Source organism: Microbacterium altimontanum, from assembly GCF_058349865.2.
Map to the genome: position 1 here is coordinate 62,990 of NZ_JBYRJB020000011.1, position 24,893 is coordinate 87,882.

The following is a 24,893-nucleotide window of genomic DNA, read 5'->3' on the forward strand; positions in this document are numbered from 1 at the left end:
ACACCCATAGTTGACTTCCAACTCAAAACCGCAGTCCACGCACCACCCAACCCCGGAAAGAGAGAGAAATGAGCAAGACCACCGAGCGCATCACCCTCGCCGTGGAGGCCGCAAAGGGCCGCTACCGCGAGCTCAGCGAGCAGCCCGAAGAGGGCCTCGAAACCGCGGAAAAGATCTTCCTGGTCGTCGGCTCAGTCCTTCTAGCGGGCACCGCAATCGGACTAATCACCGCATGGGTTACGGGGCAGATCAACCTCCTCCCCAGTAACTGATCTGTTGACCATGGCTTCGACGCGCGCTCGTCTCCTCCGTCCGCTCCGGCGGGCGGGGCGAGACGAGCGCGGCTTCGAGACCGCGGAGATGGCCATCGTCATGCCGGCGCTGCTACTGCTGATCTTCGCGATCGTGCAGGGAGGGCTCTGGTATCACGGCACCAACCTGGTCCACGCATCCGCTGTCAACGCTTACGAGGCCGCCCGCCTCTACGACGCCACCACCGCGGATGGCATCACTGCTGGCACCGCCACCGCCGAACAAGTCGGCGGAATGCTCACTAACGTCACGGTGAACGTCACCCGCACCGCCACCGACGTGACTGCAACAGTCACCGCAGTCACCCCCAGCCTGCTTCCCGGAGTCAACACGGCCGTCACCAGGACGATTACCGGACCCGTCGAAAGGTGGGTGCCATGATCACCCGCCTTCGCCAGCGCCTCGTGGCCGACGAGCGCGGCTCCAACGCCGCCGAGATCGTCATCATCGCGCCCGTGATCGCGATGCTGATCCTCGTCCTCGTCGCCGGCGGCCGAACCGCCCTCGCCGACAACGCGACCCAGAGCGCCGCCTACGCCGCCGCGCGAGCCGCATCGCTCTCCCGAGACGCCAGCACTGCGGTCACCAACGCCGAGGACGCTGCACGCCGCGCGATGAGCCAGTCCGGCATCACCTGCACGACCCTCACCGTGAGCGTCGACGCCAGCGGCCTGAACACCGCGATCGGCACGACCGGTACCGTCTCCGCCGCCGTCAACTGCGACGTGAGCCTCGCCGACATCACCCTCCCGGGCATCCCCGGAAGCCGGACCATGAGCTCGTCGGCCGCCTCACCCGTCGACGCCTACCGAGAGCGAGGCTGACCCCGTGACCACCATCCGCCGGCTGCTCCGCAAGCTCCGCGACGACGAGCGCGGCTCCATCACGCCGTTCTTCGTGGTGTTCGTTCCCGCGCTCGTCCTCATCGTCGGGCTCGTCGTCGACGGCGCCGGGAAGATTCAGGCCAACGAGAACGCGCAAGCCATCGCCTCCGGCGCCAGCCGCGCCGCAGCCAACGCCGTCGCCGCGCAGGTCGTCTCTAACGGCGGCATCAGCCTCGACAACAACCGGGCACGCACCGCTGCGACCGACTACATCGAAGCGTCCGGCATGACCGGCACCGTAAACGTCGTCGGAGACCGGATCACCGTTAGCGTCGAAACGTCGTACAGCACCAAGTTCGTTTCCATCATCGGCATCACCACCCTCCCCGCCGAGGCAACCGCCACCGCCGAGATCATCACCCAATAGGAGCAGCCCCCCATGAGCACCAAGCGCCTCGCCCTCGCCGGCATCATCGCTGCCGCACTGACGCTGACCGCCTGCACGGGCACCGGCACCCCCAACCCCACGGGCAGCGCGAGCGAGACCCCCACGCCCACCCCCTCGGCTACGGCGATCACCGGCGAAGCACCCGCCGACGAGAACGAAGCCATCGACCAGGCCGAGGCGACCATCGACCTCCTGCTCGCGACGCAGGCAGAGATCGGCGCGGCCGGCGGGGCGAACCCCGAGCGGTATGAAGCCGTCGCCACAGGGAAGGCCCTGCGCGAGTTCCAGGACGACGCCACCCGGATCGCCGAGGGACCGATTCTGAACGAGGACGGCGAGAGCATCGAGGGGCAGTCGACCGTCGAAGGGTCTCTCATCTTCGAGCCCGCGACCGGCTACGGCCAGGAGTACGAGGGAATCGCCAACGGACTCGTGATCGTGCCGGGTTGCCTCGATGGCTCTCAGCGCAAGATCACGACAGCCGATGGCAAGCCGGCAATGCAGAACCCGAACCCCCGCAACGAGGTCGAGTTCCATGTGATCTACAACGCCGAGACGAAGACGTGGCTCGTCAATGACCGCATCAGTCTGGGGACCACATGCTGAGGCGAACGCTCGCGGTCCTCGCCACCGCACTCATGATCGCGGTTGGATCTGTTGTAGCTGCGGCCCCCGCTCAGGCTGCGGGCGGCGTCTACTGCAACGATCTCGCCGTCTGCTACATCACGATCTCCAACGTGCCCTCCGACCCGGCGCCGAACCCAGACAGCAACGGGTGGACGCCTGGTGCGCCGACTTGCTACTACGAGAACTCGGAGTCGGGCCTGCTGCAGCTGGGGTGGAGCGAGGCCGACATCCGCGTCTTCGACGGCGGCAGCTATCAGCGGTTCTACGCGATCATCGATTGCGGTGGCTCGACGTCGTACTGGTCGAATACCCGGCAGTGCTACGTGTTCATGAAGGACGGCGTCTGGCCGACGCGCCCCCCTGGGTACTCCGACAAGGCCGGCTACTACGGCTGCATCATGTTCAACCCGACGCCGGGCGGTTCGCCTGGTGTCGGCCAAGAGACCAACTTCTGGTCTGAGACGGTCCCGCCCGGCCTGCAGGTTCTGCCCCCTGGCGTCGCCGCCGAGCGGCTGATCTCGACGTTCGCGCTGCGCGGGATTGACATCGGCATGGCGCCCGAGGTCAACCCCGCGTGGGGTCACCGCCGCTCCTACCTGGGCGTACCCGTGTGGCTCTGGGTTGAGAACCCGCAACCGCTGACCTGGGGACCGTACAGCGAGACGGCCACCCTCGGCGGGCAGACCATCACCGCGACCGCCCGCGTGACTTCCGTTCGGTGGGACATGGGCGACGGCGGATCGCAGGTCTGCGGCGGCACTGGCACCGCGTACACGACCGGCTACGGCGTCACTGATTCGCCGACCTGCGGCTACCGCTACCGCACGACCTCGGAGTCTCAGGGCGGCGATCGCTACACCGTCACCGCGACGAGCCAGTGGGTTGTGGAGTGGACCTCACTCGCCGGTCCCACCGGCACGATCAACCTGACGACCTCGAGCTCGGTCCCGCTCGAGATCAACGAGTTGCAGACCGTCAACGTCGGCGGGTGAAAGCCAGATGTCCGCGAACCGCCAGCTGTGGGGCCTATATGACGTAGGACCCGCACCGCGCGGGCGCTGACGCTGAAATCGAGGAGACGACCGTGAGGCGAATCACCGCAGGGCTCGGAGCTCTCATCCTGTCTGCCGCGCTGCTGGTGGGTCTGCCTGCCGCGCTGGTCTTCCTGGCCGGTAACCCGATCCCCTCGTGGGATCGCCTGATGTCGGCGCTGACGATGCCCGACTACGGCGGGGAGTTCCTGGTCGGCACCGTCATCCCGCTCATCGCGTGGGCCGCGTGGGCAACCTTCGCGATCGGCTACCTCGCGGAGATCCCGAACCAGCTGCGCATCGCCATGTCGGGCCCCGGCGTGAAGCGGATGAAGCTGCCCGGCCTGGGCGTGCAGCAGAAGGCTGCCGGCGTCCTGATCGCAGCCATCATCGCAATCTTCGCGCCGAACGCCGCCATGGCCGCCACTCCGACCGCTGCCGATGTCGCCCCCGCGAGCGTGTCTGCCAGCGTCACCAGCTACACCGACCAGGCACCTGCCCCGGCAGCTGAAAGCGCACCGGAGGCCGCCACTGCGGAGCAGGCGCCTGCTGCTGCGCAGACCTACACCGTGAAGGCCGGCGACTCTCTGTGGGCGATCGCCGAGCAGCACCTTGGCGACGGTCAGCGCTACCAGGAGATCGTCGAGCTCAACCGCGACCGCCCCCAGCCCGGCGGCTACACCGTGGGGCAGCGCGACGGCATCGACCCCGGCATGGTGCTCGAGCTCCCGGACGCGGCCGCCAGCGTGACGCAGGCCGGCGAGGAGCAGCGCACCGTGGTCTCCGGGGACACTCTCTGGGACATCGCCGCAGACGAGCTCGGCTCGGGGGAGCGGTACACCGAGATCTACGAGGCCTCCCGCGACATCACCCAGCCTGACGGGCGGCAGATCTCCGACCCCAGCCTCATCGTGCCCGGATGGACGGTCGCCATCCCCGCCGCCTACGTCGCCGCGGCTGCGTCGATCACCGAGGCGCCGGCCGAGACTCCCGCGCCGACCACGCCGCCGACCGCCATCGACGGCGCCGAGGGCGCCACCGATGACCCTGCTGTCGTCGACGGCACTCAGACCGAGACCGACGACGCCGGATCGGCGACGACCGACACCGATCAGAGTGTGGGCAGTGAAGGGTCGTCGACGACCGAGGACACCGTAGACGAGGCGGGCGGCGCCGGTGATGCCGACGAGCCCGCTGCTGAGCCCGCCGAGAACGCGGGCACCGACACCGGCCTCGGCTTCGTGACCGATGGTGGCGCGGCCGAGACGGCGCCGACGCAGGAGAACGCGCCGGCCGAGTCGGCACCCGTGCCGGCTGAGGTCGACGAGGCCGCCGAGGCGAGCGACGCCCCCGACTGGGCCGACGTCGTCACCGACTGGCGCACGCTCGGGATCGGGGGAGTGCTCGCCGCCGGTCTGCTCAGCTTCCTCGGTCTGCGCCGCGTCCAGCAGCGCCGCAACCGCAAGCCCGGCCAGCGCATCGCGATGCCCGCGGAGGAGATCTCCACCGTCGAGCTCGAGCTTCGCGCCGTAGAGAACCCGCAAGGCATGGACGCCGTCGACCACGCGCTGCGGATGCTGGCCGTGTGGGCTCAGGACACCGGCGCCACCCTCCCGGCCCTGTACGCGCTGCGCCTTTCGGCCGACGAGATCTCCGTGTTCCTCGACGAGCCCGCTCAGCTGCCCGCGCCGTTCCACCAGGACACCCCGGACGAAATGGCATGGTCGATCGGCTTCGACGACCTCACCCCGCTCGAGCGCACCCCGTCAGCGCCCTACCCGGCGCTGGTCACCCTCGGCCATGACGAGAACGACGCCCACCTGCTCGTGGATCTCGAGAAGCTCGGCTCGCTCAACATCGACGGCACCCCCGAGCTCGAGGAGGCGGCGCTGACCGCTCTGGCCCTCGAGCTCGCGACCAGCACCTGGGCCGAGAACCTGCAGGTCACCCTCGTCGGTGTCGCGGCCGGGCTGCCCGACGCGGTCGGGTCCGGCCGGGTCCGCCACGTCGACGACGTCGACGCGCTGATCCGGGATCTGCGCGGCCAGGCCGAGGAGGTCACCGCCGCGCTCGAGGACGCCGGAATCACCAGCCTCGAGCAGGCGCGCACCGCCGGCCCTCTGGCGGAGTCCTGGACCCCGGAGATCATCGTGCTCGGCCAGCTGCCCGACGAGCGCACCCGGCTCGAGCTCGCCGAGCTCGTCAGCCGCGTGCCGCGCGTGGGAATCGCGACGATCTCCGCCGGCCACCTGGCCGGGGGGTGGAACTTCCGCCTGCAGGACCGGACGACCGCCGAGCTCGAGATCCCGGACACGGACGGCGCGACCCTGCCGCTGACCCCGCAGGTCGTCACCGCCGAGGAGTACGCCCGCATCCTCGCTCTGTTCACCGTCGCCAACGACCAGCCCGCCATCGAGCACTCCTCGGCGTCGGCCGAAGTCGAGCTCGACGAGATCTTCCAGGGCGCCACAGACGAAGCTCCCATCTACCCGGAGGCTGAGACCACCGAGCTCGACCCGAACGGCACAGTCGTCGACGCCGAGGAGCTTCCCGCCGAGCACCTGGTCGACGCCGCTCCCGTCGACCAGGTGCTCGAGCCGACCGACGTCGCCGACGAGCAGACGATCACCGACACCCCGGCCGAAGCTCCGACCGCAGACACTGTCGCGACGGCAGAGACCCCCGCCGACGACACCGCTCACGACGTGAGCACCCTCGCACCGATCGTCGACCTCCGCTCGCCTCGGCTGCAGCTGCTCGGCCCCGTCACCGTGCTCAACCCGCAGGGTGAAGCGCCGAGCAACGCGCAGCAGTGGAACTCGCAGCGCCTGCGCGCGATCGAGCTCATCGCGTTCGTGGCCACCCACCCCGAGGCCAGCACCGAGCAGGTGCACGATGCGCTGTGGCCCGGCAGCGACCCGGCCCGTGGCACGTCGTCGCGCAACCGGCTCACCACGGCGGCGCGGCGCTGGCTCGGAAAGGACCGTGCCGGTCACAGCTACCTCGTCCCGGCCACCAAGGGTGTCTACGCCCTCACCGACACGTTCGCCAGCGACTGGGACGAGTGGCTCGCCCTGATCGGCACCGACCCAACCACCGCGACGACCGAGAACCTCGTGCGCGCCCTCGGCCTGGTCAAGGGCCAGCCGATCTCGGGCGTCAAGGAGAAGTACTACGTGTGGGCCGAGACGCTGCGCCAGGAGATGATCGCCGCGATCGGTGACGCCGCCCACGAGCTCGCCACCAGGTCGCTGCGCGAGGGCAACACCCGCAACGCACGCCTGGCCGCCGCGATCGGCCGCATGGTCGACCCGATCAACGAGGTCTTCTGGCGGGACGCTCTGCGCGCCGAGCACATGGCCGGCGACAGCGCCGGCGTCGAGCGCCTCGTCACGCAACTCGAGCACGCGCTGACGCAGATCGACCCGGACTACGCCGAGCCGGAGCCCGAGACCGAAGAGCTCATCGAGCAGCTGCGCCGGCGTCACGCGGTCGCCAGCTGATCCCGTCGCCATCGTGACCGAACATCCCGCACGCACCGAGGAGCCGCAGCGCCGTTCGGCGGCTCCTCGGCTGCTGTGGTGGTGTCTCGCTGCCCTCGTGGCCGGTTTCGGGCTCTCAGCGGCGCTCACAGCGCCTCTGGCGACCGAATCGCGCCTCGGGGTAGGGGAGTGGGGCGCCATCGCCGTGTTCGCGGCCGTGGGCGTGCCTCTGGCCGTCGTTGACGGGAGAACCCGCCGCCTGCCCAATGCAGGCACCTTCCCGCTGGCGGCCGCGCTGCTGGGGTACTGGGCGGGACTCGTCACCACGACCGGGCAGTGGCAGCTGCTGGCGCAGGCGGCCGTCACCGCCGCGATGATCTTCGCTGCCGCCGCGGTGATCGCCCTGGTCGGCACTCTCGCCGCCGGAGACATCAAGCTGTTCCTCGCGATCGGGCTGCTCACGGGATGGTTCAGCTGGCTGCTGCCGCTGTATGCGCTCGTCGCCGGGTACGTCCTCGCCATCCCGCACGCGGGCATCCTGCTCGCTCGTCGACGTCACGCACCCGGCACTGACACGCGCCTGCCGTTCGGCCCCTACCTGGTCGCCGCGGCGCTGCTGGTCACGATCGCCGCCAAGCTCGCCGGGTAGCCAGAACTGCTCACCCGCCGTGGATCGACGGCCCGGTGAACAGCGGCACCACGATCGACTGATCAACCGGGATCACCCACCCGCACGCCGGGCACACCCAACCGCCGGGACGATCCCGCATCACCACCCGACAGTCGCGACAGCGCAGCTGCGCCTGAGCCTCCATCGCCTCATCCATCGCCCGAGCATAGATCTCCGCCGGCATCCCCGACTCCCGCAATCCACAGCCGACCGATGTGTCCGCGAAGGCCGAGCGCTGCGGCCTATATGAGTAACCGCCGCCTCTCTCTCCCACCATGCCCTGACCCGTCCCTCACGAATCGATCACCGCGAGCACATGACTTCTGGCCTACCCACCCCCAGTCAGATCGCCGCGCGCGTCGCTCCCCGCGCGGTCGCCGCGGCCGCGGCCGAGGCCGCGGCCCGGAGCACGCCGGAAGGGCGCCGGCTCTCACGCAAAGCGGCCGCTCAGATCCGCGAGCTCGGCGTCGACGTCTCGGCCGTCGACCGGGCGATCTCCTCACCGCACTCGACGGAACCGACGCACCAGCACAACGGGACGCTGTACGTCCGCGGAGATCTCGGCGTCATCGTCCCCGACGACGACCAGGCGCTCATCGTCGGCCTCGTGCGGGTCGACCCCGACACCGCACCGCTTCGCCGCTCGAGGCGCGCAGGCGGCGGACCATCCCGGCCCACGCCGACCACCACCGCCGAGCTCGAGCAGCTGCTGCGCGCCCATGGCTTCCAGATCACCGCGGCGCGAGGAGGCCACCGCAAGGCCGCCCATCCCGACCGGCCCGGAGTGATCATCACCATCCCGCACACCCCTAGCGACAGCAGGAGCTACCCGAACCTGGTGGCCGACATCCGCCGGCTCACCGGTGTCGACATCCGAGGCGCCGTTCGAACCAACACCGCCTAGCCGACAGCACACGCCCGTCCGACCTGCGGGTTACCCTCGCTGGGAGGGTTTCGGCTGATTGTCCGCACCTGGCGGCGGTTTTCGGCAGATGTGCACAACGACGCGACGGCCATAGGGAATCGCCTAGTAACCAATCTCGCCCCGAGCGGGCGCCGGCTCACTGCTGGGCGCGGCGCAGCGGCCACTAGGCTGAAGACGAGTTCGCGCCGCACGCCTGAAGCGGCTGCGGGCTCATTCTCGTCTGCCTACGAAGGGTTGAGATGTCGCGGCTTTCCGACCTGTTGCGTGCTGCCAGTCAGCTCGATCCGCAACTCGCCAAGGATCTCGAGGAAGAGATCCAGCCGCTACAGAAGCGACTTCCATTCGGTCTGAATTTTGAGCGCCACGCTCCCGAAGCCGTCGAGCTCGCTGGCCATAAGATCCGCAAGGGAAGCAAGGTTCGGATCCTTCCGCCCCGAGGGGTGGGAGGACAGGGAGACCGTCGTCTTTGGCGCGTCGAGTCAATCGCTGACGGTGAAGCTGTGCTTTCAACACCCGCTAGCGAGGACGTCGAGACCTCCACGGTGTCACTCGATGATCTCCTTCTCGTAGCCGAGTTCCGTGATCGCATCTATCCGGGCCTGCGCCCGGACGGTGAGGTCGCTCGCGGCGGCGATAAGCCCTTCCACACTGTTATCAACGGCGAAAATTTCCACGTCCTGGAGCAGCTCACCTTCACTCACGAGAAGGCCGTAGACGCGATCTACATCGACCCGCCGTACAACACGGGGGCACGCGATTGGAAGTACAACAACGACTACGTAGAAGGCGACGATCTCTACCGGCATTCGAAGTGGCTCGCCTTCATGGAGCGGCGACTCAAGCTCGCGAAGCGGCTCCTGAAACCGGCCAACTCAGTGCTCATCGTGAGCATCGACGAGAAGGAGTATCTGCGGCTTGGACTGCTGCTGGAGCAAACTTTCCCGGAGGCTGACATTCAGATGGTCAGCTCGCAGATCAACCCCGCTGCCTCTGCACGGATGGGATCCTTCGGCCGCGTCGACGAGTACATCTATTTCGTCAGGCTCGGAGGCGCTGTGGCCCAGCGCGTTGCCCTGTCGAGGGAGTGGGTTTCGTCCAAGGGCCGCACACACACTGGAGCGCCACGGTGGGACATGCTGCGCCGGTCTGGCGGAGGTGCCAGGCGACAAGACTCTCCCGGAGGTTTCTACCCGATCTACGTCGATCCCGCCGGCCCCAGAGTCAAAGCAGTTGGGACACCACTTCCCGCGGGGGTCTCGGATGCGCCCCTCGTCGAGGGCGCTGTCGCCGTTCTCCCCCTCCGCAAAGACGGATCGGAAGGGCGATGGATGTGGAGCAGTCAGGAATTTGAACGAAGGCTCGCACAGGGGCGGGTCCGAATCAGCGGTAACGCGAGACGCGGCTTCGTCGTCTCCATCCTCAAAGACGGCGAGTACGCCAAGATCGTCGACGGCGAGTACACCCCAACCGGCCAAGGGCCCGATGGATCTTTGACCTTCGAACGCGACGAAACTGATCTGGTTCGAGCCGTGCCCGGGACGCAGTGGAGGATCTCGTCTCACGACGCAACGCAGTACGGTTCCCGGCTGCTCCGCGATTCGCTGCTCCCAGGACGAGAATTCCCCTTCCCAAAGAGCCTGTACGCAGTTGAGGACGCACTTCGATTCTTCATCGCGGACAACCCCAATGCCGTTGTCGTGGACTTCTTCTCCGGCTCCGGCACGACCGCTCACGCGGTCATGCGACTTAACAAGCAGTACGGCGGTTCACGTCAGTGCATCTCCGTGACGAACAACGAGGTATCGGCGGAGGAGCAAGGGAAGCTCCGTGCGCAGGGCCTCCGCCCCGGGGATCCCGAGTGGGAGCAATGGGGCATCTGCGACTACATCACGAAACCACGTATTCGAGCTGCAATCACAGGCGCAACCGCGACCGGGGAACCAATCAAAGGCGAATACAGATTCGTCGACGAGTTCCCCATCGCGGACGGCTTTGCGGAGAACGCCGCCTTCTTCACGCTCACATACGAATCGCCATTCATGGTCAGCACCGACCGTGCCTTCGCGGCAATCGCTCCCATGTTGTGGCTTCGGGCTGGTGCGCGTGGTGCCCGAATCGATTCTGTCGATCAGGGCTTCGCGGTGGTCGACAGCTACGGCGTCCTGCGTGACCTCGATCAGGCCGCGGAGTTCGTTGATGCGCTGCGGGAACGAGACGGGATCCGAATCGCTTACATCGTCACGGACGATGAAGGCCGCTATCAACAGGTCGCCAGCGAGCTGCCCCATATAGAGACAGTTCGCCTCTACGAGGACTATCTCCGCAACTGCGAAAGCACGGGTGACTTCTGATGCGCTTCACTCTGAAGGACTACCAATCAGACGCGGTAGGGGACACCCTCCGGGAGCTGGCCTCCGCGCGTGATTTCTATCGCAGCGCTAGTAAGCGAGTGTCTTCCGTCGCTCTAACCGCCACGACGGGTGCCGGGAAGACGGTGATGGCCGCTGCGGTCATCGAGGCACTTTTCTGGGGAAACGATGAGTTCAGTGTGGTTCCGGATCCCGGCGCCGTTGTGCTGTGGTTCAGCGACGATCCCGCGCTGAATCAGCAGACCCGGCATCGTCTAGAGCAAGCATCGGACAGGCTGCGCAACCGTCTTGTGACGGTGGAGCACCCCTTCCGCTATCCGAAGCTGCAACCGGGCCGGGTGTACTTCCTCAACACCTCGAAGCTCTCCAAGAACAGTCTCCTGGTTCGAGGGCACGATGACACCAACACTCTCGCCGGCATGGGGTCTCACCCCGACACGGTGCCGTTCACGTTCTGGGACACGCTGCGCAGCACCATCGACGACGATGACCTGACGCTGTATATGGTGCTCGACGAGGCGCACCGCGGGATGGGCAAGCGACCGTCGGACACCCCGACAATCGTCAAGCGCCTCATCAACGGACACAGTGGCGTCCCGCCGGTACCGATCGTCTGGGGCGTTTCCGCGACCGTGCAGCGGTTCGAAGAAGCGATGAACGCGGCCGAAGTGCAGGCAAACCGAGTGCACCTCGGAACTGTTCAGGTCGACCCGGTGAGAATCCAAGAGTCCGGGCTCCTGAAAGATGACATCGTGCTCGATTTCCCCGCGGAGACGGGGGACTTCAACACGGTCCTTCTGCGGCGAGGAGTCCGCAAGGTCAAGGCACTCTCCGCCGCGTGGGCGACGTACGCCGCGGAGCAGAACGATGAGCCGATCAAACCGCTCATGGTGTTGCAAGTACCGAACAAGCCAGCACCTGCGGAGGTCGCTTCAGCTATCGACGTGATCCGTGATGAATGGCCAGAGCTGGAGTCCGACGCGATCGCGCATGTGTTTGGTGAGCACACCGCGCAAACCTTCGGTGCCCACAACGTCCCGTACGTCTCGCCAGAGCGTGTGCAGGACGCTTCTTACATTCGAGTGCTGCTCGCAAAAGATGCGATCAGCACAGGGTGGGACTGCCCGCGCGCTGAGGTCATGGTCTCGTTCCGCCCCGCAAAGGACGAAACCCACATCACCCAGCTTCTCGGCCGAATGATCCGCACCCCGCTCGCTCGTCGTGTGGAGGGGGACGACCTATTGAACAGCGTCGAGTGCATCCTGCCGCGTTTCAACAAGGCCACTGCGAGTCTCGTGCTGGAAAAGATCATGGGAAGCGACCTCATGGACTCTGACGGAGGCACCGGACAACGCATACTCATCGACCCACAGGTAATGACGGCGAACCCGGCGATTCCTGATGAAGTGTGGGAGCGATTCGGATCCCTTCCCGCCGAGACCCTTCCACGCAAGCACGCCAACCCGATCAAACGGGTCACCTCGCTGGCTCACGCTCTGGCCGCCGACCGGCTCGTGCCCGACGCCGGCAAGCTCGCCCACGAGCGTCTCCACGGCGTCCTGAACGGTCTTGCCGCGCAGTACTCGAAAGAGTTCAGCAAAGCGGTGGAGAACGTGCTAACTGTCGAAGGCGGCACCGTGCGCGGGCAGACTCGTCACGGCCTACGGCGCGACGAGTCCTGGACCGAGGTTGCAGACGACCGTGCCATTCAAGACGCCTACCGCGCCGGAGCCCGCACGATTACCCCCGACGTCGCGCGCACCTACGTGGAGCACCTGGCCAACGACGCCGAAGACGAGGACGCGTACCGCGATGCAAACGTGCGCGTCGCTGCGCTAGCGATGCTCCCGCAAACACGACCTGCACTAGACACAGCCGCCGACGCAATCGCGCAGGAATGGCTCTCGGGGTACAGGGTCGCGATCAAGGCACTTTCCGAATCGCGCCAGAGTCTTTACGCGGAGATCACCGCCATGAGCACCGATCCTCAGCTGATCTCTGTCGCGCTGCCGAAGAACCGGCAGGAAGAGACCAAGCGCACTATCGGAGAGACCCAGCAGCTCCTAGAACGGCGAGCCCTGCACCTCTTGGCCGATGATGAAGGCATGTTCCCTGTCGGAAAGCTCAACCCCGATGAAATCGCCGTACTTGACACGGAGATCGCCCGAGGAAATCTCCTCGGTTGGTATCGAAACCCCACTGGCGGGCGAGACTCCATGAGCATCGCTTACCAAGACCGACACGGCGACTGGCGAACACTGCGGCCAGACTTCCTCTTCTTCGTCGACAGCGACAAAGGCGTCCGAGCCAACATCGTCGACCCTCACGGACACTGGCTACCCGACGCGATCTGGAAGCTACACGGCATGGCCCGCTATGCCGCCGTATACAGCGACCAGTACCACCGCATCGAATCCATCTCACGCATCGACGGCGAGCTGCGGGTCCTGGACTTCACGAACCCGGACGTCCGAGCGCACGTTCTCGAGGAATCAGACGCTGACTTCGCCTACCGGCGCTGGTCAGTGACGTACTAAGCCCGCCCCTCAGGCTTCGGCAATGACAACTGCGAAAATAGACAGATGCTCTCGCTTTTCGAGGACGATCCATCAACCGAAAACTCACCCACTGCACCAGTGATGATGTCGGATCTTCAGCGGGCCGAGATCCGATCTCTCTTCGAATCCCTAGAGGTTCGAACTGCTCGCGAGCAGTTCGAACTCGTCGCCGAGGTCACGGGAACGCGTATCACGTCGGTTGGGCAGCTCGACGGCGCGACCGCTCATCGTTTGATCGCGCGCCTTCAATCTCGCATCGCGAATCAGGGACGCGTGTCGACCGGCAGCAGCTGGGATGATCGCACGGAGGACACCTGGATCGATCGGCTCTAGCAGGAGAGATCGATCGAGCGGCTGCTCAGTAGCATTGGCCTCATGGCGTGCTCTACCCAGCTGCACGCCCAGGTGCCCGAGGAGCACGAGCTCATCGCCCTCCGCGGCGACCGTGACGCCACAGGAGAGTGACCAACTGTCGCTAGTCCGGCGCCGGATCACCGCCCCCAGAAAGACCACTTGCATATATGCAAGAGCTAGTAGACTGATGGTGAGAGGAGGCGATGGATATGACCACGACCACCGACACCGCCGCTGAGCTCCGCGAGCTCGCGAACCTGAATCGACGGCACGAGCTCATCGAGAAGGCGATCAATGAGCGCCTCGTGGCCCTTCGCTTCGGCAAGGGCGTTCAGCTGCAGGAGCTCGGAGCCGCACTGGGCAAGAGCGAGTCGCAGATGTCGCGCATCCTCAAGGCGCTCGAGAAGAGCACCGACGTCGTCGCAGCGCCCGACAAGCAAGTGGCCGCGACGGCGATGGAGCTCGTGCGCCAGGCGCAGCGCGGTGAGATCCCACACGAGAAGTTCGTCGAGCTCCTCAAGCACTGGAACTACGACCCGCAGTACAAGACCCAGGGCGAAGCCGACGACTGGGAGGTCGTGGACAACAGCTTCGACGCGGTCTACCACGCCTATGTCGGGCTCGATCTGCTCTCTGACGAGGAGTACGAGGAGATCGAGAGAGCAGCCGCTTGACGGACTCCGATCACTCGGAGCACCTGGCCACGCTTCGATCCCTCACCGCTGTCAACGGCCCCATCGACGCCGACGCACCCACCGCCACGCGCCAGCAATCGAAGAACTACAGCAACGGACGCCTCACCGCGCCTCGAGCGAGGCTGCACAAGCAGATCATCCGGGAGTTCTTCGCCGAGAACGACGCGGTGATCCGCGACCGTCAGGTACTGGTGATGGCCGGCCCTCCCGGCGCCGGCAAGAGCTCCGCACGCCGCGAACGCATCCCCGAGGCCGAGGAGAAGCACTGGCGGTTCATCGACCCCGACGATTTCAAGACGCGGCTGCTGCGCAAGCTGCGCGAGTCGGGGGAGTACGACGAGATCGTGCCGCCGGCGGTGAAGTCCCGTATCGACGCCGGCGACCGTTTCGCTCCGGGTGAGCTCGCCGCCCTCGTGCACGAGGAGTCATCCGAGCTCGCCCGAGAAGCGGCGACGATCTCCCTCGAGCGGGGCGAGCGGGTCGTGATCGACGGCGTGCACGGCAGCAAGGTGAAGCTGCTCAAGCGGTTCCAGCAACTCGCCGAGCAGGGCTACACGTCGATCGAGATCATCGCCGTCGACGGGCCGCGGGAGGTCACCCGGGCGCGCGTGATCAACCGCTGGGAGAAGGGCTACGCCGCGTTCCAGGACGGCACGGACGACGCGGCCTACCAGGCCCGGTACGTCCCGGAGCACATCACCGACTCGTTGTACGTCGACGACGACAGATTCTCCGCATGCGCACGGGCAGTGGCCATGGCCACCAAGGGGGCACCCGAAGGTCTCACCGTGCGCGCAGACGTCTACTACGTCGACGACGTCAACGCCGCCGGCGCACCATGGCGCACCTACCGCAAAGACCTCGACGGCTTCGCTCACGAGAAGCTCCGCGACATCCCCCGCCCGCAGCCTCGCACGGCCCCCGCTGGCGCCTCGAGCACGCCTGCCGGCGGCGACAGCACCCCGGGTGCGGGGGAGATCTACGTCGCCGGCTACGAGCGCTCAGACGGCACCGTGGTCCCTCCGCACACGCGCGTCCGGCCCGCCGGACATTAGCGGTTCTCCCAGGCCCCACCGCTGGCCCGATCCGACATCGGCCCGCTCGTGCAAGCCCGGTGATCATCCCGGCGCTGTGCGGTACGACGGAACAACCACCGAAGGGAGCATCATGCCGGCAGGAGACGTCGAGACGTTCCACCAGGACGGTGCGTGGCACAACCGCATCGAGGGAGAGAAGGGGACCACCGGCCCGTTCTCGACCAAGGCCGAAGCCGTCGAGGCTGGCCGTGACGAAGCTCGCCGCGCCAAGCGGGAGCACATCATCAGAGACGAGAACGGTCAGATCGGGGAGCGGAACTCCTACGGGAACGATCCCCGCGACGTGAAGGGCTGATCGTGACGCTGCCGGTCGCGCTGCGCCCGCCTTTGGAGGTCGCGCTGGCGCGGCCGGTGGCCACGATCCCCGCCCCCTCCGCGCTGCCCGGCGGGTGTCTGTACGAACCGAAGTGGGACGGCTTTCTTCACTGAACCCGGGAAGGCCCGGTTGGACGTCAAGTGTGCGGCTCCGGGCGGAAGATCTCTTCCCAGGTGGTACCGAAGTCACGTGTCGTGACCACGCCACGTTGGTCGACGAGGGCGATCTCGTCGCCCGGCGTGACGGTGAGGGCCTGGGCGGCACCTTCGTACTCGCCTCCGGTGGCCCACTCGCCGCTGGGGAGCTGGTAGACGAGTGTGTTGTCGAAGCTGGTGCCGACCAGTAGCCCCAGGCTGTTCGTCGCGATCAGAACCATCCGCGGCGCAGTCTCGTCGAGCTCGAACGTCGCACCCGCGTCACGGCTGACATAGAGCCCTTCGGGAGTGGTCGCGTAGACGGTGTCGGAATCGTCGGGGTCGGCGAGCATGTCGCGTGCGTCGACGCCGACTCCGTCGTTCCAGGTGCGCCCGCCGTCGTCGGAGCGGTAGACGATGCCGAAGTTGTTCGCGTAGATGCGATTCGGATCGGATTCGCTGATGGCGAGGTCGTGGAAGTCGGCCTCACCGGTGAATGCGACGTTCGTCCAGGTGCGGGCGTTGTCGTCGGAGCGGATGAGGCCGAGATTCTGGCCGGCGAAGTGGTCGGGGCTGTTCGGCCCGGGGTGTCCGGAGGCATAGAGCTGACCGTCGACGGCGGTGAACCCCATGGCGTCGAAGTCGTTGCCGGCGACCGGCCCGCTCAACTCGGCCGAGCGGGTGAGTGCGTCGAGTTGGTAGATGCCGCCGTGGCTGGCGATGAGCAGACCGCCCGTCTCGGGGTCGGAGGCGAGCCCGTGGATGTGCGTTGCGCGCGCCGGTTGGCCCGTGGCCCGGCTGCTCGTAGGGCTGGGACTGGTCGTGGCACTACTTATGGGGTGCTGGGCGGCAACGCATTCGGAGACTGAAGGCGTCTCGGCCGCGCCGATCGCGGAGTCGATCGGCGCGGCCAGCTCGGGCACCGTTGTCGCAAATTTGACAGCGGATGGGTACGCCAGCGAGACCGGAGATCTCGACGCCGCCCTGTGCCTGCTCGGAGTGGCGTGCATGTTGGCACTCGTTGTCCTAGCCTGGCGGGCACCATCCCGCACGTACAGTCTCGAACGTGTCGCCGGGATGGTGCGTGAGCTGATCGCGGTGCCGCTGTCCCGGACGCCGGTGCTCACTCTTACCCAGCTGCGCGTTTGCCGAACCTGAACCACGACTCAACCCCCTCGCACCCGTGAGAGCGTGCGGATGCTGGCGCTGCCAGACCGCACGCCTGTTGAGTCCTGGTATTGGAGTACGTTGTGGCAAACCCGTTCCGGGTGACTTCGGTCACCCGCGCCGTACACCCGGCTGCCCATCGAAGATCCCGGCGCACGTTCCGCGCGGCTGGCGCAATGCTCGCTGTGACTGCCGTGCTCGCGGTCGCAGGGTGCACATCCCGCGCCGGCCATCATATGGCACCCGACACGCTCAACAGCCGGCTCCGCGCCGTCGGCATCCCTCCACGACTAGGGCGTGTCTGACAATTGGCTTAGTTATGGGCCGTGGTGGCCGTTGGGGTCGGCGGCGTGGCGCTCTGTGGTGAACTGTTGAGCATGGGCCGAGATCGAGAGTTCGTTGTTCCGGCGAGCGTTCTCAGTGCTTTCGTGACAGGCAATGACGTGACCCGCGAATGGGCGAGTATGTTGTCGTCGGTCGCAGGCGACCTCCTTCAAAAGTGGGAGCTTCGAGCGGAAGGTGCGGTCCGATCGGGGGAAGCGGGGGTTGTCGTGCCGGTGCGTCGCGCCGATGGGACACGGGCAGCGTTGAAGTTGCAGGTACCGCGGGCCGAGACCACGGCGGCGATCATCGGTCTCGTCCGATGGAACGGCCGAGGGATAGTTCGCCTCTTGGACAGCGACCGCGGCCGGGGCGCAATGCTCCTCGAGCGCCTCCATGCCGATCGCACCCTCGAGGTCGTCGAGAATGACGACGACGCTGTTCGTGTGGTCGGGTCGCTTCTAGCGCGCTTGCATAGCGCGCCTGCGCCCGACGGGCTTCCTCAACTCCAGACGATCCTCTCTGGGATGCTTGACGACGCGCCCGCAGCAATGACAGCACTTGAACGTGACGACCGGGCTCGGCTCCGTCGATGGATGAGCAGAGTCACCGATCTTGAAGCCGAGCCCGGACATCACCTGCTGCACTGGGATTTGCACTATGGCAATGTCCTCGCAGCCGACCGCGAACCATGGCTGGCGATCGATCCGGAGCCTCTCGTTGGCGATCCTGGGTTCGATCTTTGGCCTGCGCTGGACAGCGGGTGGAGCACCGATGACACCCTCACCGAGGCGCCACGCATCGTGCGACGACGCTTCGACATCCTCACCGAGATGCTCGACCTCGACCGTGGTCGTGCAGCCGGGTGGACGGTTGCTCGCCTGCTGCAGAACACGCTGTGGGACATCGAGGACGGACATGCCGCCATCAGCACGTCCGCCAAAACGGTAGACGACGCTCTCGCCCCCCTCGGTGGGTTCCGGAAAGGTTGAGCGTGCGGGCTGAGACACTTGACACGTGTCGCGGTTTCAGAAGCTCTCGGATGCTCAGTGGTCGTTGATTGAGGGGATGCTGCCGCGTCCGACGGGGCGTAAGGGTAGGCCGTTCGCGGATGCGCGGCTCATGGTCGAAGGCATCGTGTACCGGTATCGAACGGGGATCGCGTGGCGGGATCTCCCGGCGGTGTTCGGGCCCTGGCAGACGGTCTGGACCTGGCACCATCGGATGGCGACGGAGGGCATCTGGGATCGGGTGCTGGCGAAGGTCATCGCTGCGGCGGATGCCGCCGGGATGGTGGACTGGTCGATATCGGTAGATTCCACGATCGCCCGCACGCACCAGCACGCTACGAACACCACCCGCCTCACAGGGGGCTGGATCAAATTACACGAATCCGAGGCTCGAGCCGCCTGATCACGGCATCGGCCGCTCCCGCGGCGGCCTCTCTACGAAGATCCATCAACTCGTCGACGGCAACGGACTCCCGCTGGTGACCTTGATCACGCCGGGACAGGCCGGGGACTCACCGATGTTCCTGCCGCTGATGGCGCAACTGCGGATCGAACGAGATCGCGGTAGGCCACGCACCCGACCGGACGCCGTCCGCGGCGACAAGGCATACTCCTCGCGCGCGATCCGCGGTCACCTCCGCACCCGCGGAATCAGAGCCGTGATCCCCGAACCCGACGACCAGAAAGGCCACCGCCAGCGACGCGGCTCACGTGGCGGCCGGCCTGTCGGCCTTGATGACGCGGACTACCGCCACCGGAACGTGATCGAACGCAACTACTGCCGCATGAAGCAATGGCGCGGACTTGCCACCCGCTACGACAAGCACGCCATCGTCTACCGCGCCGCAGTCGTCCTCAACGCCGTCATCGCCTGGACCCAGCAATTGTCAGACACGCCCTAGCACGCACCAGCGCGTTGATCGCCCTCGCGCAGGAACTCCCACCAGTCGTTCTCAGTCGCCTGACGAGGTTGGACATCTCCTCCGCAATCGCCTGGTCCAACGCGATCGGCGCGAACAACAACGCCTACGCCACCGCAGTCATCGAACGAGTCGGCATGCCTTTGCCGACTCTCTGAACCATGACCCTACGCCCTGTCAGCGGAGTCCTTGGACGGTCGGCTTCGGCTATAGGTATCGGCATACGTCGACAGAACTACATGTGTCGGGTTCGACGTGTTCGGCGTGGTCGCGGAGCCCGGCGAGGGTGTTGCGCAGGTCGTTGAGCTGCGCGATCTGCTGGTCGATATCGGCGAGCCTCGTATCGAGCAGGTCCCGGACGTGACCGCAGGGTGCTTGACCGTGGTCGCGGATGTCGAGGATCTGCCGGATTTGGGCGAGTGTGAGGCCTGCGGCTTGCCCGCGGTGGATGAAGCCGATCCGAGTGAGGGCATCGGCCGTGTAGTCGCGGTAGCCTGCGGGTGTCCGCTCGGCGGACGGTAGGAGCCCTTGGTCTTCGTAGAACCGCAGCGTTTTCGTGGTCGTGCCGGCCGCGTCGGCGAGTTCTCCGATCCGCATGTTCCTCGCTCCTCTGCGCATGTTGCACGCACCTCTTGACCTTCCCCCATGCTGGAAGGTTCATGATGACTGTATCAGCAGGATTTTCAGTACTCCAGGGAGGAATCGGATGCAGTCGACGTTTGATCTCGCGATTGTCGGGTCGGGTGGCGGGGCGTTCGCCGCCGCGATCCGCGCCACGATGCTGGGTAAGTCGGTGGTGATGATCGAGCGTGGCACGTTCGGTGGCACGTGTGTGAACACCGGATGCGTACCGTCCAAGGCGCTGCTCGCGGCCGCTGAGGCACGCCATGTGGCCGCCGACGCCGGTTCCCGGTTCCCGGGGATCGCCGCCACCGCGGACCTGGTGGACATGCCGGCGCTGATCGCCGGGAAGCAGGATCTGGTGGAGGCGATGCGGAGCGAGAAGTACGTCGACGTGGCCGATGCCTACGGCTGGCAGAACCATCAGGGTGATGCGGCCTTTGCCGGCACCCCGGATGCACCGGTGCTGGAAGTCACGGCCGCGGACGGCAGGGTCGAAACGGTCGAGGCGGCGCATTACCTGATCGCCACGGGCGCGCGCCCCTGGGCCCCACCGATCGAAGGGCTGGACGGGGTCGACTTCCTGACCTCGACATCGGCGATGGAGTTGGACAAGGTCCCGGACTCGCTGCTGGTGCTCGGCGGTGGCTATGTGGCACTGGAGATGGCCCAGTTGTTCGCCCGGCTCGGCGCGAAGGTGACCCTCCTGGTGCGGTCCCGGCTGGCGTCGAAGGAGGAGCCAGAGGTCTCCAAAGCGTTGCAGGAGGTCTTCGCCGACGAGGGCATCCGGGTGGTCCGCCGTGCTGTTCCCACACGCGTGGCCCGGGACGTGGCGACCGGTCAGATCGTCGTCACGGCCGAAGTCTTGGGCAGTAAGCAGGAGTTCCGTGCCGACGAGATCCTCGTCGCGCTCGGACGCCGCCCGGTCACGCAGGGTCTCAACCTGGATGTAGTGGGAGTGAATACCGGCGACGCCGGGCAGGTCCTAGTCACCGGCGACCTGCAGTCCTCGAATCCTCGCGTGTGGGCGGCCGGGGATGCGACCGGGCATCCCGAGTTCGTCTACGTCGCCGCCCGGCACGGCACGATGGTCGCCGAGAACGCCTTCGCCGATGCACACGAGTCCGTCGACTACACGCGGATGCCGCGTGTCACGTTCACCAGTCCCGCGATCGGCTCGGTCGGGATGACCGAGAAGGAAGTCCTCGCGGCCGGGATCCGCTGCGACTGCCGCGTCCTTCCCCTGGAGTACGTGCCGCGGGCGGTCGTGAACCGAGACACCCGCGGGTTCATCAAGATGGTCGCCAACGCCGACACCGGTGAGATTCTCGGCCTCACCGCCGTCGCCCGGGACGCCGGCGAGCTCGCCGCCGCGGGCGTCCATATCCTCGGTAAGACCATCACGGAGGTCGCCGACGCGTGGGCCCCGTACCTGACCATGGCCGAGGGCATCCGCATCGTCGCGAAAGCCTTCACCACCGACGTCTCGATGCTGTCCTGCTGCGCCTGAGCACGGACCAACCCGCTTCATCACCCACGAAACCGGAGAAAATGCCCATGACTGACCTCACGACCGATCTGTCCGACCGGCTCGCCCGATTCGATGAAGAAGCCCTGCTGGTCCCGTTGCTGCGACTACTCGTCGACGGTGACCCGGTCACCATCGACGACCTCGCGGGCGCCGTAAAGCTCCCCGTCGACGAGGTCCGAGCCCGCCTGGCCGCTACGCCGGACACCGAGTACGACGGCCAGGGCCGGATCATCGGCCAGGGCCTCACCTTGCGCCCCACCAGGCACCGGTTCACCGTCTCCGGTGAAGAGCTCTACACCTGGTGCGCGTTCGACACCCTGATCTTCCCCGCCCTCCTGGACCGCCCCGCCCGCATCGAGTCGATCTCCCCAACCAGCGGCGACACGATCCGGGTGAGCGTCGACCCGACCGTCGGCGTCACCAGTGTCGAACCGGCGACCGCGGTGATGTCCCTCGTGAATGCCGCAGACACGCCATCGATCCGCTCCTCGTTCTGCAACCAGGTCCACTACTTCACCTCCCCGCAGGACGCTGCCAGCTGGCTCACCGAACACCCCGGCGCGCAGACCCTCCCCGTCAGCGACGCCTTCGAGCTCGGTCGCACCGTGATCACCGGGATTCTCGAGCGGCCCCAGCCCGCTCGCAGCGTCGAGCCGTCCAGCAACTGCTGCGGACCCGAGACCTGCTGCTGAACGGCATACGAAATCGAGGCTCAATAGCGCGAGGCTCAATAACGCGCGCTACCAATAACGCTGCGCATGCGGGCGGAGCTCGAACCACGGGCGGCCGAGATCCAGCCCGAGCGCCTTGGCCTCTTTGCTCGAGGCGACCACCATCCCGTCGTTGTTGCTCAGCACCACGGTCGGCACCGCCTCGAGCGCGGGATTGAACACTCGCTCGAAGGACACGTAGGCGCTGTTGACGTCGACGTGGGCCAGCATTCAGGGCCGCCGCAGGTGGTGGATCGAGAAGGTCGCCACGCCCCAGATCACAAGCTCGGAGAGCTCGGGCACCGCGATGTCGGGATGCTCTGCGCTCTCGGACTTGAGCGTCACTCGGCCGGCGGAGATCTGCAGCCGTTTGATCGTCAGCTGCCCGTCGAGAACGGCCACCACGACATCGCCGTCCCGCGGCTGCTTCGAGCGGTCGACCAGGAGCTCGTCGCCGTCACTGATCCCGGCTTCGGTCATCGAGTGCCCGGACGCGCGCACGATGAACGTCGCTTCCTGGTCGTCGACGAGCATCTCCGTCAGATCGATCGGGCCGTCGTAGTAGTCCTGCGCAGGGGACGGGAACCCGCACGCCACCGCGACGGGGGAGGCCTGCAGCATCAGCACGGTCGGCTCGTCGACGGGGCGAGGCGACAGCGCGAGCATGATGGCCTCCCGGATCGCTTATCGAATATGTGACCGATCCAGAGTATGTGCATCGGTCCCGACATTAGAACGGGTATCCTGCACGTTGCCGCCCCTGCTGCGAGAATGGGGACCATGACCCCGACCGCGCCCGAGGATGAGGAGATCGCCGCGATTATCCGGGCACGGCGCACTATGGACGGTGAACCCAACGCCGGCGTCGACGTCGACGCGCGGCGGGGGATCTGACCGGGAGGTCTGCCGATGCTCTCACCCGCTGTCGACGGCGAACCGGTCTCCACCGCGCAGGCGCGCGTGGCATGGGAGACCGGTGTCGCGCCTCTGCTCGAGGCGTTCCCCGATCACGCCGGCGACATCCTCCGCACGATCGCCTTCGCGCACCGCGCGCCCTTCCCGGTCCCGGTGTTCATCACTGGGCGACCCGGGGCCGGTAAGACGACCCTCGCCCGGGCGATCGGCGAGCTCACCGGGCGCAGCGTCCCGCTCGAGCTCCCGCAGCGATCGCTCGCCTCCATCCGCAAGGCAGCCACGCCGGGGGAGCCGCTCGTCCTCGACGACATCGCGCCCGCGCACTCCCGAGCCCGGCCGGCGATGTTCACCCAGATCCAGGCTGAGGTCTACGCCAGCCGCAACTCCCCGCTGAACGCCGCATCCCTCGTCGTCGCCACCGGCGAGCAGAAGATCGACGAGCTCAGCCTGCAGCGCACCCTTGCCACCCGCATCAACAGGCGCCGGGCGCCGCGAGAGATCTACGCGCAGCTGCAGTCGCCAGCCGCGGCCGCGGCACGCCTCAGCGTGCACGCCTACCTGCAGGCACAGATCCCCCGGGTGACGTTGCGCAGTGCGGACAGCGCCGCCGCACGCCTCGCCCTCGGCGTCGACATCGAGCACGAACGACGCCGCGACGCCGCCCTGCACGTCGGGGGAGTCCTCCTGCGCGCGCTCGATCTCGACGCCGGCACCAGCCGGCACCGGATGCCGCGCGAAGACCAGATCCTCGTCGGCGTCTACGCCGCCCTGCAGTACGCGCTCGACAACGGCGCCCTCCTCGGCGGTCGACCCACCGCCGGCGACTGGGTGCTCGGCCGCCGCGACGAGGACTACCTGTACCTGATCCCCGGCGAGATCCTGCCGATCATCCGTGCCGAGCTCGACGACGACACCCTCACCAGCAACGCCGTCGCGGCAGCCCTCGAGGACCGCGGCCTGCTGTACCCCTCACGGCGCCAGGGCCGCAGCACCCCCCGCAGCATCAACGGCACCCTCACCCGCGTCTGGCGACTCAGCCCCGCTCTCCTCGTCTGACACGACACGCCGACGACACCGCCACAACCCCACGGCCTGTCGCGTCGACGCCCGCTGAATCGCTGACGCGAACACGTCGAGATCGGCAGATTTTCGACGTGCGCCGCTTACGGGTTTTCGGTGTTCCGTGCCAACTGCGGCAGAAAAGGTGTTCCAGGTGTTCCAGCGCCTGACCGGGGGTTTCTTAAAACGGCGAATCCTCGAAATCGGGCAGGTGTTCCACGGGTAATATGAGCTTGACCTGGGTTTTACATGCAGGCGGAACACCTGGAACACATTTTCAGACACACACACCCCGCACGCGCGATGCGTACGCGCGCGCAAGGGTGTTCCAGGGGTGCGAGTAACTTTTTTCAGGACGCAATGTCCGCGAGGGCGTGGATGATCGGCCTATATGGGGCATGGACATCCGACGCGACGCGCGACTCGCCATCGAAGAAATCCCTATGCGGCATCAGGTTTCTGCTAGACATGTCGCATGGCTGACGAGACGACCCCCGCTGGGGGACCAGAGCTTGACGCTCCGGTGGAGCGCCGCCGGCGCGGAACTCGGCCTCGAGGTAACCGCACCGCCATCACCGTCCGTGTACCGGATGAGCAGTACGCCCAGTACTCCCGGGAAGCTGAGGATCTCGGCATCCCGATCGGCAGCTGGGCCGCGATCGTTCTCGCCGAATCTCGAGGGCTCGAGGTTCCGGAGTACATCAAGACCGAGATCAGCAAAGCGGCTGCGCGTCGTGACGCTGCCCACCGAGCACACGCAGAGGAGCTGCCGTTGCCAAGGTCCGCGTAAAACAACT

Annotated in this window: 27 protein-coding genes; 22 read left to right on the top strand and 5 right to left on the bottom strand. The window is 66.7% G+C overall.

All coding sequences use genetic code 11. From position 1 onward, the window contains the following. Nucleotides 1-68 precede the first annotated feature (68 nt). The 8 genes from AC3RX1_RS16545 (at nt 69) to AC3RX1_RS16580 (ending at nt 7,373) form a co-directional block, all read left to right on the top strand. Entirely contained in the window at nt 69-272 is a 204-nt protein-coding gene (locus AC3RX1_RS16545) for a hypothetical protein (RefSeq protein ID WP_061015154.1), read from the top strand. An 88-nt stretch (nt 273-360) separates the two neighbouring features. Further along, complete coding sequence (locus AC3RX1_RS16550; protein ID WP_231728714.1) at nt 361-693, top strand: TadE family protein; 333 nt, start codon at nt 361-363, stop codon at nt 691-693. Then, entirely contained in the window at nt 690-1,136 is a 447-nt protein-coding gene (locus AC3RX1_RS16555) for a TadE/TadG family type IV pilus assembly protein (protein WP_491502309.1), read from the top strand. Before AC3RX1_RS16550 ends, AC3RX1_RS16555 begins: the two co-directional genes overlap by 4 nt. A gap of 4 nt (nt 1,137-1,140) precedes the next feature. Then, complete coding sequence (locus tag AC3RX1_RS16560) at nt 1,141-1,563, top strand: TadE/TadG family type IV pilus assembly protein (protein ID WP_491502310.1); 423 nt, start codon at nt 1,141-1,143, stop codon at nt 1,561-1,563. A gap of 12 nt (nt 1,564-1,575) precedes the next feature. After that, complete coding sequence (locus AC3RX1_RS16565) at nt 1,576-2,190, top strand: hypothetical protein (RefSeq protein ID WP_491502311.1); 615 nt, start codon at nt 1,576-1,578, stop codon at nt 2,188-2,190. Continuing rightward, nucleotides 2,184-3,203: a hypothetical protein gene (locus AC3RX1_RS16570; RefSeq protein WP_292684370.1), complete on the top strand. Its 1,020-nt coding sequence runs from the start codon at nt 2,184-2,186 to the stop codon at nt 3,201-3,203. The genes AC3RX1_RS16565 and AC3RX1_RS16570 overlap by 7 nt, the downstream gene beginning before the upstream one ends. A 92-nt stretch (nt 3,204-3,295) precedes the next feature. After that, nucleotides 3,296-6,745 (top strand): LysM peptidoglycan-binding domain-containing protein, encoded by a 3,450-nt coding sequence (locus tag AC3RX1_RS16575; RefSeq protein ID WP_491502312.1) that lies wholly within the window; start codon nt 3,296-3,298, stop codon nt 6,743-6,745. Between the two features lie 13 nt (nt 6,746-6,758). Next, the gene (locus tag AC3RX1_RS16580; RefSeq protein WP_491502313.1) at nt 6,759-7,373 is read left to right on the top strand and encodes a prepilin peptidase; all 615 of its coding nucleotides are present in this window, start codon (nt 6,759-6,761) and stop codon (nt 7,371-7,373) included. A 10-nt stretch (nt 7,374-7,383) separates the two neighbouring features. Here the strand turns inward: AC3RX1_RS16580 and AC3RX1_RS16585 are convergent, their stop codons facing one another. Continuing rightward, nucleotides 7,384-7,551, bottom strand: a complete 168-nt coding sequence (locus AC3RX1_RS16585; RefSeq protein WP_491502314.1) for a hypothetical protein — start codon at nt 7,549-7,551, stop codon at nt 7,384-7,386. Between the two features lie 159 nt (nt 7,552-7,710). On the opposite strand from AC3RX1_RS16585, the gene AC3RX1_RS16590 reads away from it, so the two are divergent. The 8 genes from AC3RX1_RS16590 to AC3RX1_RS16625 all read left to right on the top strand — a co-directional run bounded on the left by AC3RX1_RS16590 (nt 7,711) and on the right by AC3RX1_RS16625 (nt 15,821). Continuing rightward, entirely contained in the window at nt 7,711-8,298 is a 588-nt protein-coding gene (locus AC3RX1_RS16590) for a type II toxin-antitoxin system HicA family toxin (RefSeq protein WP_491502315.1), read from the top strand. A gap of 260 nt (nt 8,299-8,558) precedes the next feature. Then, on the top strand, nt 8,559-10,670 hold the full coding sequence (locus tag AC3RX1_RS16595; protein WP_491502316.1) for a site-specific DNA-methyltransferase: 2,112 nt from the start codon (nt 8,559-8,561) through the stop codon (nt 10,668-10,670). Further along, nucleotides 10,670-13,225 carry a DEAD/DEAH box helicase gene (locus AC3RX1_RS16600; protein ID WP_491502317.1) on the top strand — a complete coding sequence of 852 codons (2,556 nt, stop codon included), beginning with the start codon at nt 10,670-10,672 and terminating at the stop codon, nt 13,223-13,225. The genes AC3RX1_RS16595 and AC3RX1_RS16600 overlap by 1 nt, the downstream gene beginning before the upstream one ends. A 45-nt stretch (nt 13,226-13,270) precedes the next feature. Then, entirely contained in the window at nt 13,271-13,579 is a 309-nt protein-coding gene (locus AC3RX1_RS16605; RefSeq protein ID WP_491502318.1) for a hypothetical protein, read from the top strand. A 230-nt stretch (nt 13,580-13,809) separates the two neighbouring features. Further along, nucleotides 13,810-14,274, top strand: a complete 465-nt coding sequence (locus AC3RX1_RS16610) for a sigma-70 family RNA polymerase sigma factor (protein WP_491502319.1) — start codon at nt 13,810-13,812, stop codon at nt 14,272-14,274. Next, nucleotides 14,271-15,350 (top strand): zeta toxin family protein, encoded by a 1,080-nt coding sequence (locus tag AC3RX1_RS16615; protein WP_491502320.1) that lies wholly within the window; start codon nt 14,271-14,273, stop codon nt 15,348-15,350. The genes AC3RX1_RS16610 and AC3RX1_RS16615 overlap by 4 nt, the downstream gene beginning before the upstream one ends. Before the next feature lie 112 nt (nt 15,351-15,462). Next, a complete protein-coding gene (locus tag AC3RX1_RS16620) occupies nt 15,463-15,687 on the top strand; it encodes a DUF2188 domain-containing protein (protein WP_491502321.1) in 225 nt (74 codons plus the stop codon). Between the two features lie 2 nt (nt 15,688-15,689). Then, nucleotides 15,690-15,821 (top strand): hypothetical protein, encoded by a 132-nt coding sequence (locus AC3RX1_RS16625; protein WP_491502322.1) that lies wholly within the window; start codon nt 15,690-15,692, stop codon nt 15,819-15,821. A 23-nt stretch (nt 15,822-15,844) separates the two neighbouring features. Here the strand turns inward: AC3RX1_RS16625 and AC3RX1_RS16630 are convergent, their stop codons facing one another. After that, nucleotides 15,845-16,765, bottom strand: coding sequence for a F510_1955 family glycosylhydrolase (locus tag AC3RX1_RS16630; RefSeq protein WP_491502323.1), 921 nt, complete (start codon nt 16,763-16,765; stop codon nt 15,845-15,847). A 708-nt stretch (nt 16,766-17,473) separates the two neighbouring features. Here AC3RX1_RS16630 and AC3RX1_RS16635 point away from each other — a divergent pair. Next, the gene (locus AC3RX1_RS16635) at nt 17,474-18,322 is read left to right on the top strand and encodes an aminoglycoside phosphotransferase family protein (protein ID WP_206543020.1); all 849 of its coding nucleotides are present in this window, start codon (nt 17,474-17,476) and stop codon (nt 18,320-18,322) included. Nucleotides 18,323-18,347: 25 nt separating this feature from the next. After that, nucleotides 18,348-19,242, top strand: a protein-coding gene (locus tag AC3RX1_RS16640; RefSeq protein WP_153004258.1) for an IS5 family transposase whose coding sequence is annotated in 2 segments (ribosomal slippage) — nt 18,348-18,698 and nt 18,700-19,242 — 894 coding nt in all. Because the reading frame shifts where the segments join, the coding sequence is not laid out codon by codon here. Between the two features lie 225 nt (nt 19,243-19,467). Here AC3RX1_RS16640 and AC3RX1_RS16645 read toward each other — a convergent pair. After that, complete coding sequence (locus tag AC3RX1_RS16645; RefSeq protein ID WP_019157635.1) at nt 19,468-19,857, bottom strand: heavy metal-responsive transcriptional regulator; 390 nt, start codon at nt 19,855-19,857, stop codon at nt 19,468-19,470. A gap of 109 nt (nt 19,858-19,966) precedes the next feature. Here AC3RX1_RS16645 and merA point away from each other — a divergent pair, with 109 nt between their 5' ends. Together merA and merB are read left to right on the top strand one after the other, a co-directional pair. After that, nucleotides 19,967-21,391 (top strand): mercury(II) reductase, encoded by a 1,425-nt coding sequence (gene merA, locus AC3RX1_RS16650; protein WP_055990915.1) that lies wholly within the window; start codon nt 19,967-19,969, stop codon nt 21,389-21,391. A 47-nt stretch (nt 21,392-21,438) separates the two neighbouring features. Further along, nucleotides 21,439-22,104, top strand: coding sequence for an organomercurial lyase MerB (gene merB, locus AC3RX1_RS16655; RefSeq protein ID WP_055990918.1), 666 nt, complete (start codon nt 21,439-21,441; stop codon nt 22,102-22,104). Nucleotides 22,105-22,152: 48 nt separating this feature from the next. Here merB and AC3RX1_RS16660 read toward each other — a convergent pair whose 3' ends face one another. Then, nucleotides 22,153-22,353, bottom strand: coding sequence for a Y-family DNA polymerase (locus AC3RX1_RS16660; protein ID WP_488250902.1), 201 nt, complete (start codon nt 22,351-22,353; stop codon nt 22,153-22,155). Further along, complete coding sequence (locus AC3RX1_RS16665) at nt 22,354-22,791, bottom strand: LexA family protein (RefSeq protein WP_491502334.1); 438 nt, start codon at nt 22,789-22,791, stop codon at nt 22,354-22,356. 240 nt (nt 22,792-23,031) lie between these two features. On the opposite strand from AC3RX1_RS16665, the gene AC3RX1_RS16670 reads away from it, so the two are divergent. Then, a complete protein-coding gene (locus AC3RX1_RS16670; protein ID WP_491502324.1) occupies nt 23,032-24,093 on the top strand; it encodes an ATP-binding protein in 1,062 nt (353 codons plus the stop codon). 478 nt (nt 24,094-24,571) lie between these two features. After that, nucleotides 24,572-24,886, top strand: a complete 315-nt coding sequence (locus AC3RX1_RS16675; RefSeq protein WP_259983902.1) for a hypothetical protein — start codon at nt 24,572-24,574, stop codon at nt 24,884-24,886. Nucleotides 24,887-24,893 lie beyond the last annotated feature (7 nt).

Coding starts and splice junctions, on each gene's coding strand:
- AC3RX1_RS16545 (WP_061015154.1), top strand. CDS start 69: ATGAGCAAGACCACCGAGCGCATCACCCTCGCCGTGGAGGCCGCAAAG.
- AC3RX1_RS16550 (WP_231728714.1), top strand. CDS start 361: ATGGCCATCGTCATGCCGGCGCTGCTACTGCTGATCTTCGCGATCGTG.
- AC3RX1_RS16555 (WP_491502309.1), top strand. CDS start 690: ATGATCACCCGCCTTCGCCAGCGCCTCGTGGCCGACGAGCGCGGCTCC.
- AC3RX1_RS16565 (WP_491502311.1), top strand. CDS start 1,576: ATGAGCACCAAGCGCCTCGCCCTCGCCGGCATCATCGCTGCCGCACTG.
- AC3RX1_RS16570 (WP_292684370.1), top strand. CDS start 2,184: ATGCTGAGGCGAACGCTCGCGGTCCTCGCCACCGCACTCATGATCGCG.
- AC3RX1_RS16585 (WP_491502314.1), bottom strand. CDS start 7,551: ATGGATGAGGCGATGGAGGCTCAGGCGCAGCTGCGCTGTCGCGACTGT.
- AC3RX1_RS16590 (WP_491502315.1), top strand. CDS start 7,711: ATGACTTCTGGCCTACCCACCCCCAGTCAGATCGCCGCGCGCGTCGCT.
- AC3RX1_RS16595 (WP_491502316.1), top strand. CDS start 8,559: ATGTCGCGGCTTTCCGACCTGTTGCGTGCTGCCAGTCAGCTCGATCCG.
- AC3RX1_RS16600 (WP_491502317.1), top strand. CDS start 10,670: ATGCGCTTCACTCTGAAGGACTACCAATCAGACGCGGTAGGGGACACC.
- AC3RX1_RS16605 (WP_491502318.1), top strand. CDS start 13,271: ATGCTCTCGCTTTTCGAGGACGATCCATCAACCGAAAACTCACCCACT.
- AC3RX1_RS16610 (WP_491502319.1), top strand. CDS start 13,810: ATGACCACGACCACCGACACCGCCGCTGAGCTCCGCGAGCTCGCGAAC.
- AC3RX1_RS16620 (WP_491502321.1), top strand. CDS start 15,463: ATGCCGGCAGGAGACGTCGAGACGTTCCACCAGGACGGTGCGTGGCAC.
- AC3RX1_RS16635 (WP_206543020.1), top strand. CDS start 17,474: ATGTTGTCGTCGGTCGCAGGCGACCTCCTTCAAAAGTGGGAGCTTCGA.
- AC3RX1_RS16645 (WP_019157635.1), bottom strand. CDS start 19,857: ATGCGGATCGGAGAACTCGCCGACGCGGCCGGCACGACCACGAAAACG.
- merA (WP_055990915.1), top strand. CDS start 19,967: ATGCAGTCGACGTTTGATCTCGCGATTGTCGGGTCGGGTGGCGGGGCG.
- merB (WP_055990918.1), top strand. CDS start 21,439: ATGACTGACCTCACGACCGATCTGTCCGACCGGCTCGCCCGATTCGAT.
- AC3RX1_RS16660 (WP_488250902.1), bottom strand. CDS start 22,353: ATGCTGGCCCACGTCGACGTCAACAGCGCCTACGTGTCCTTCGAGCGA.
- AC3RX1_RS16670 (WP_491502324.1), top strand. CDS start 23,032: ATGCTCTCACCCGCTGTCGACGGCGAACCGGTCTCCACCGCGCAGGCG.
- AC3RX1_RS16675 (WP_259983902.1), top strand. CDS start 24,572: ATGGCTGACGAGACGACCCCCGCTGGGGGACCAGAGCTTGACGCTCCG.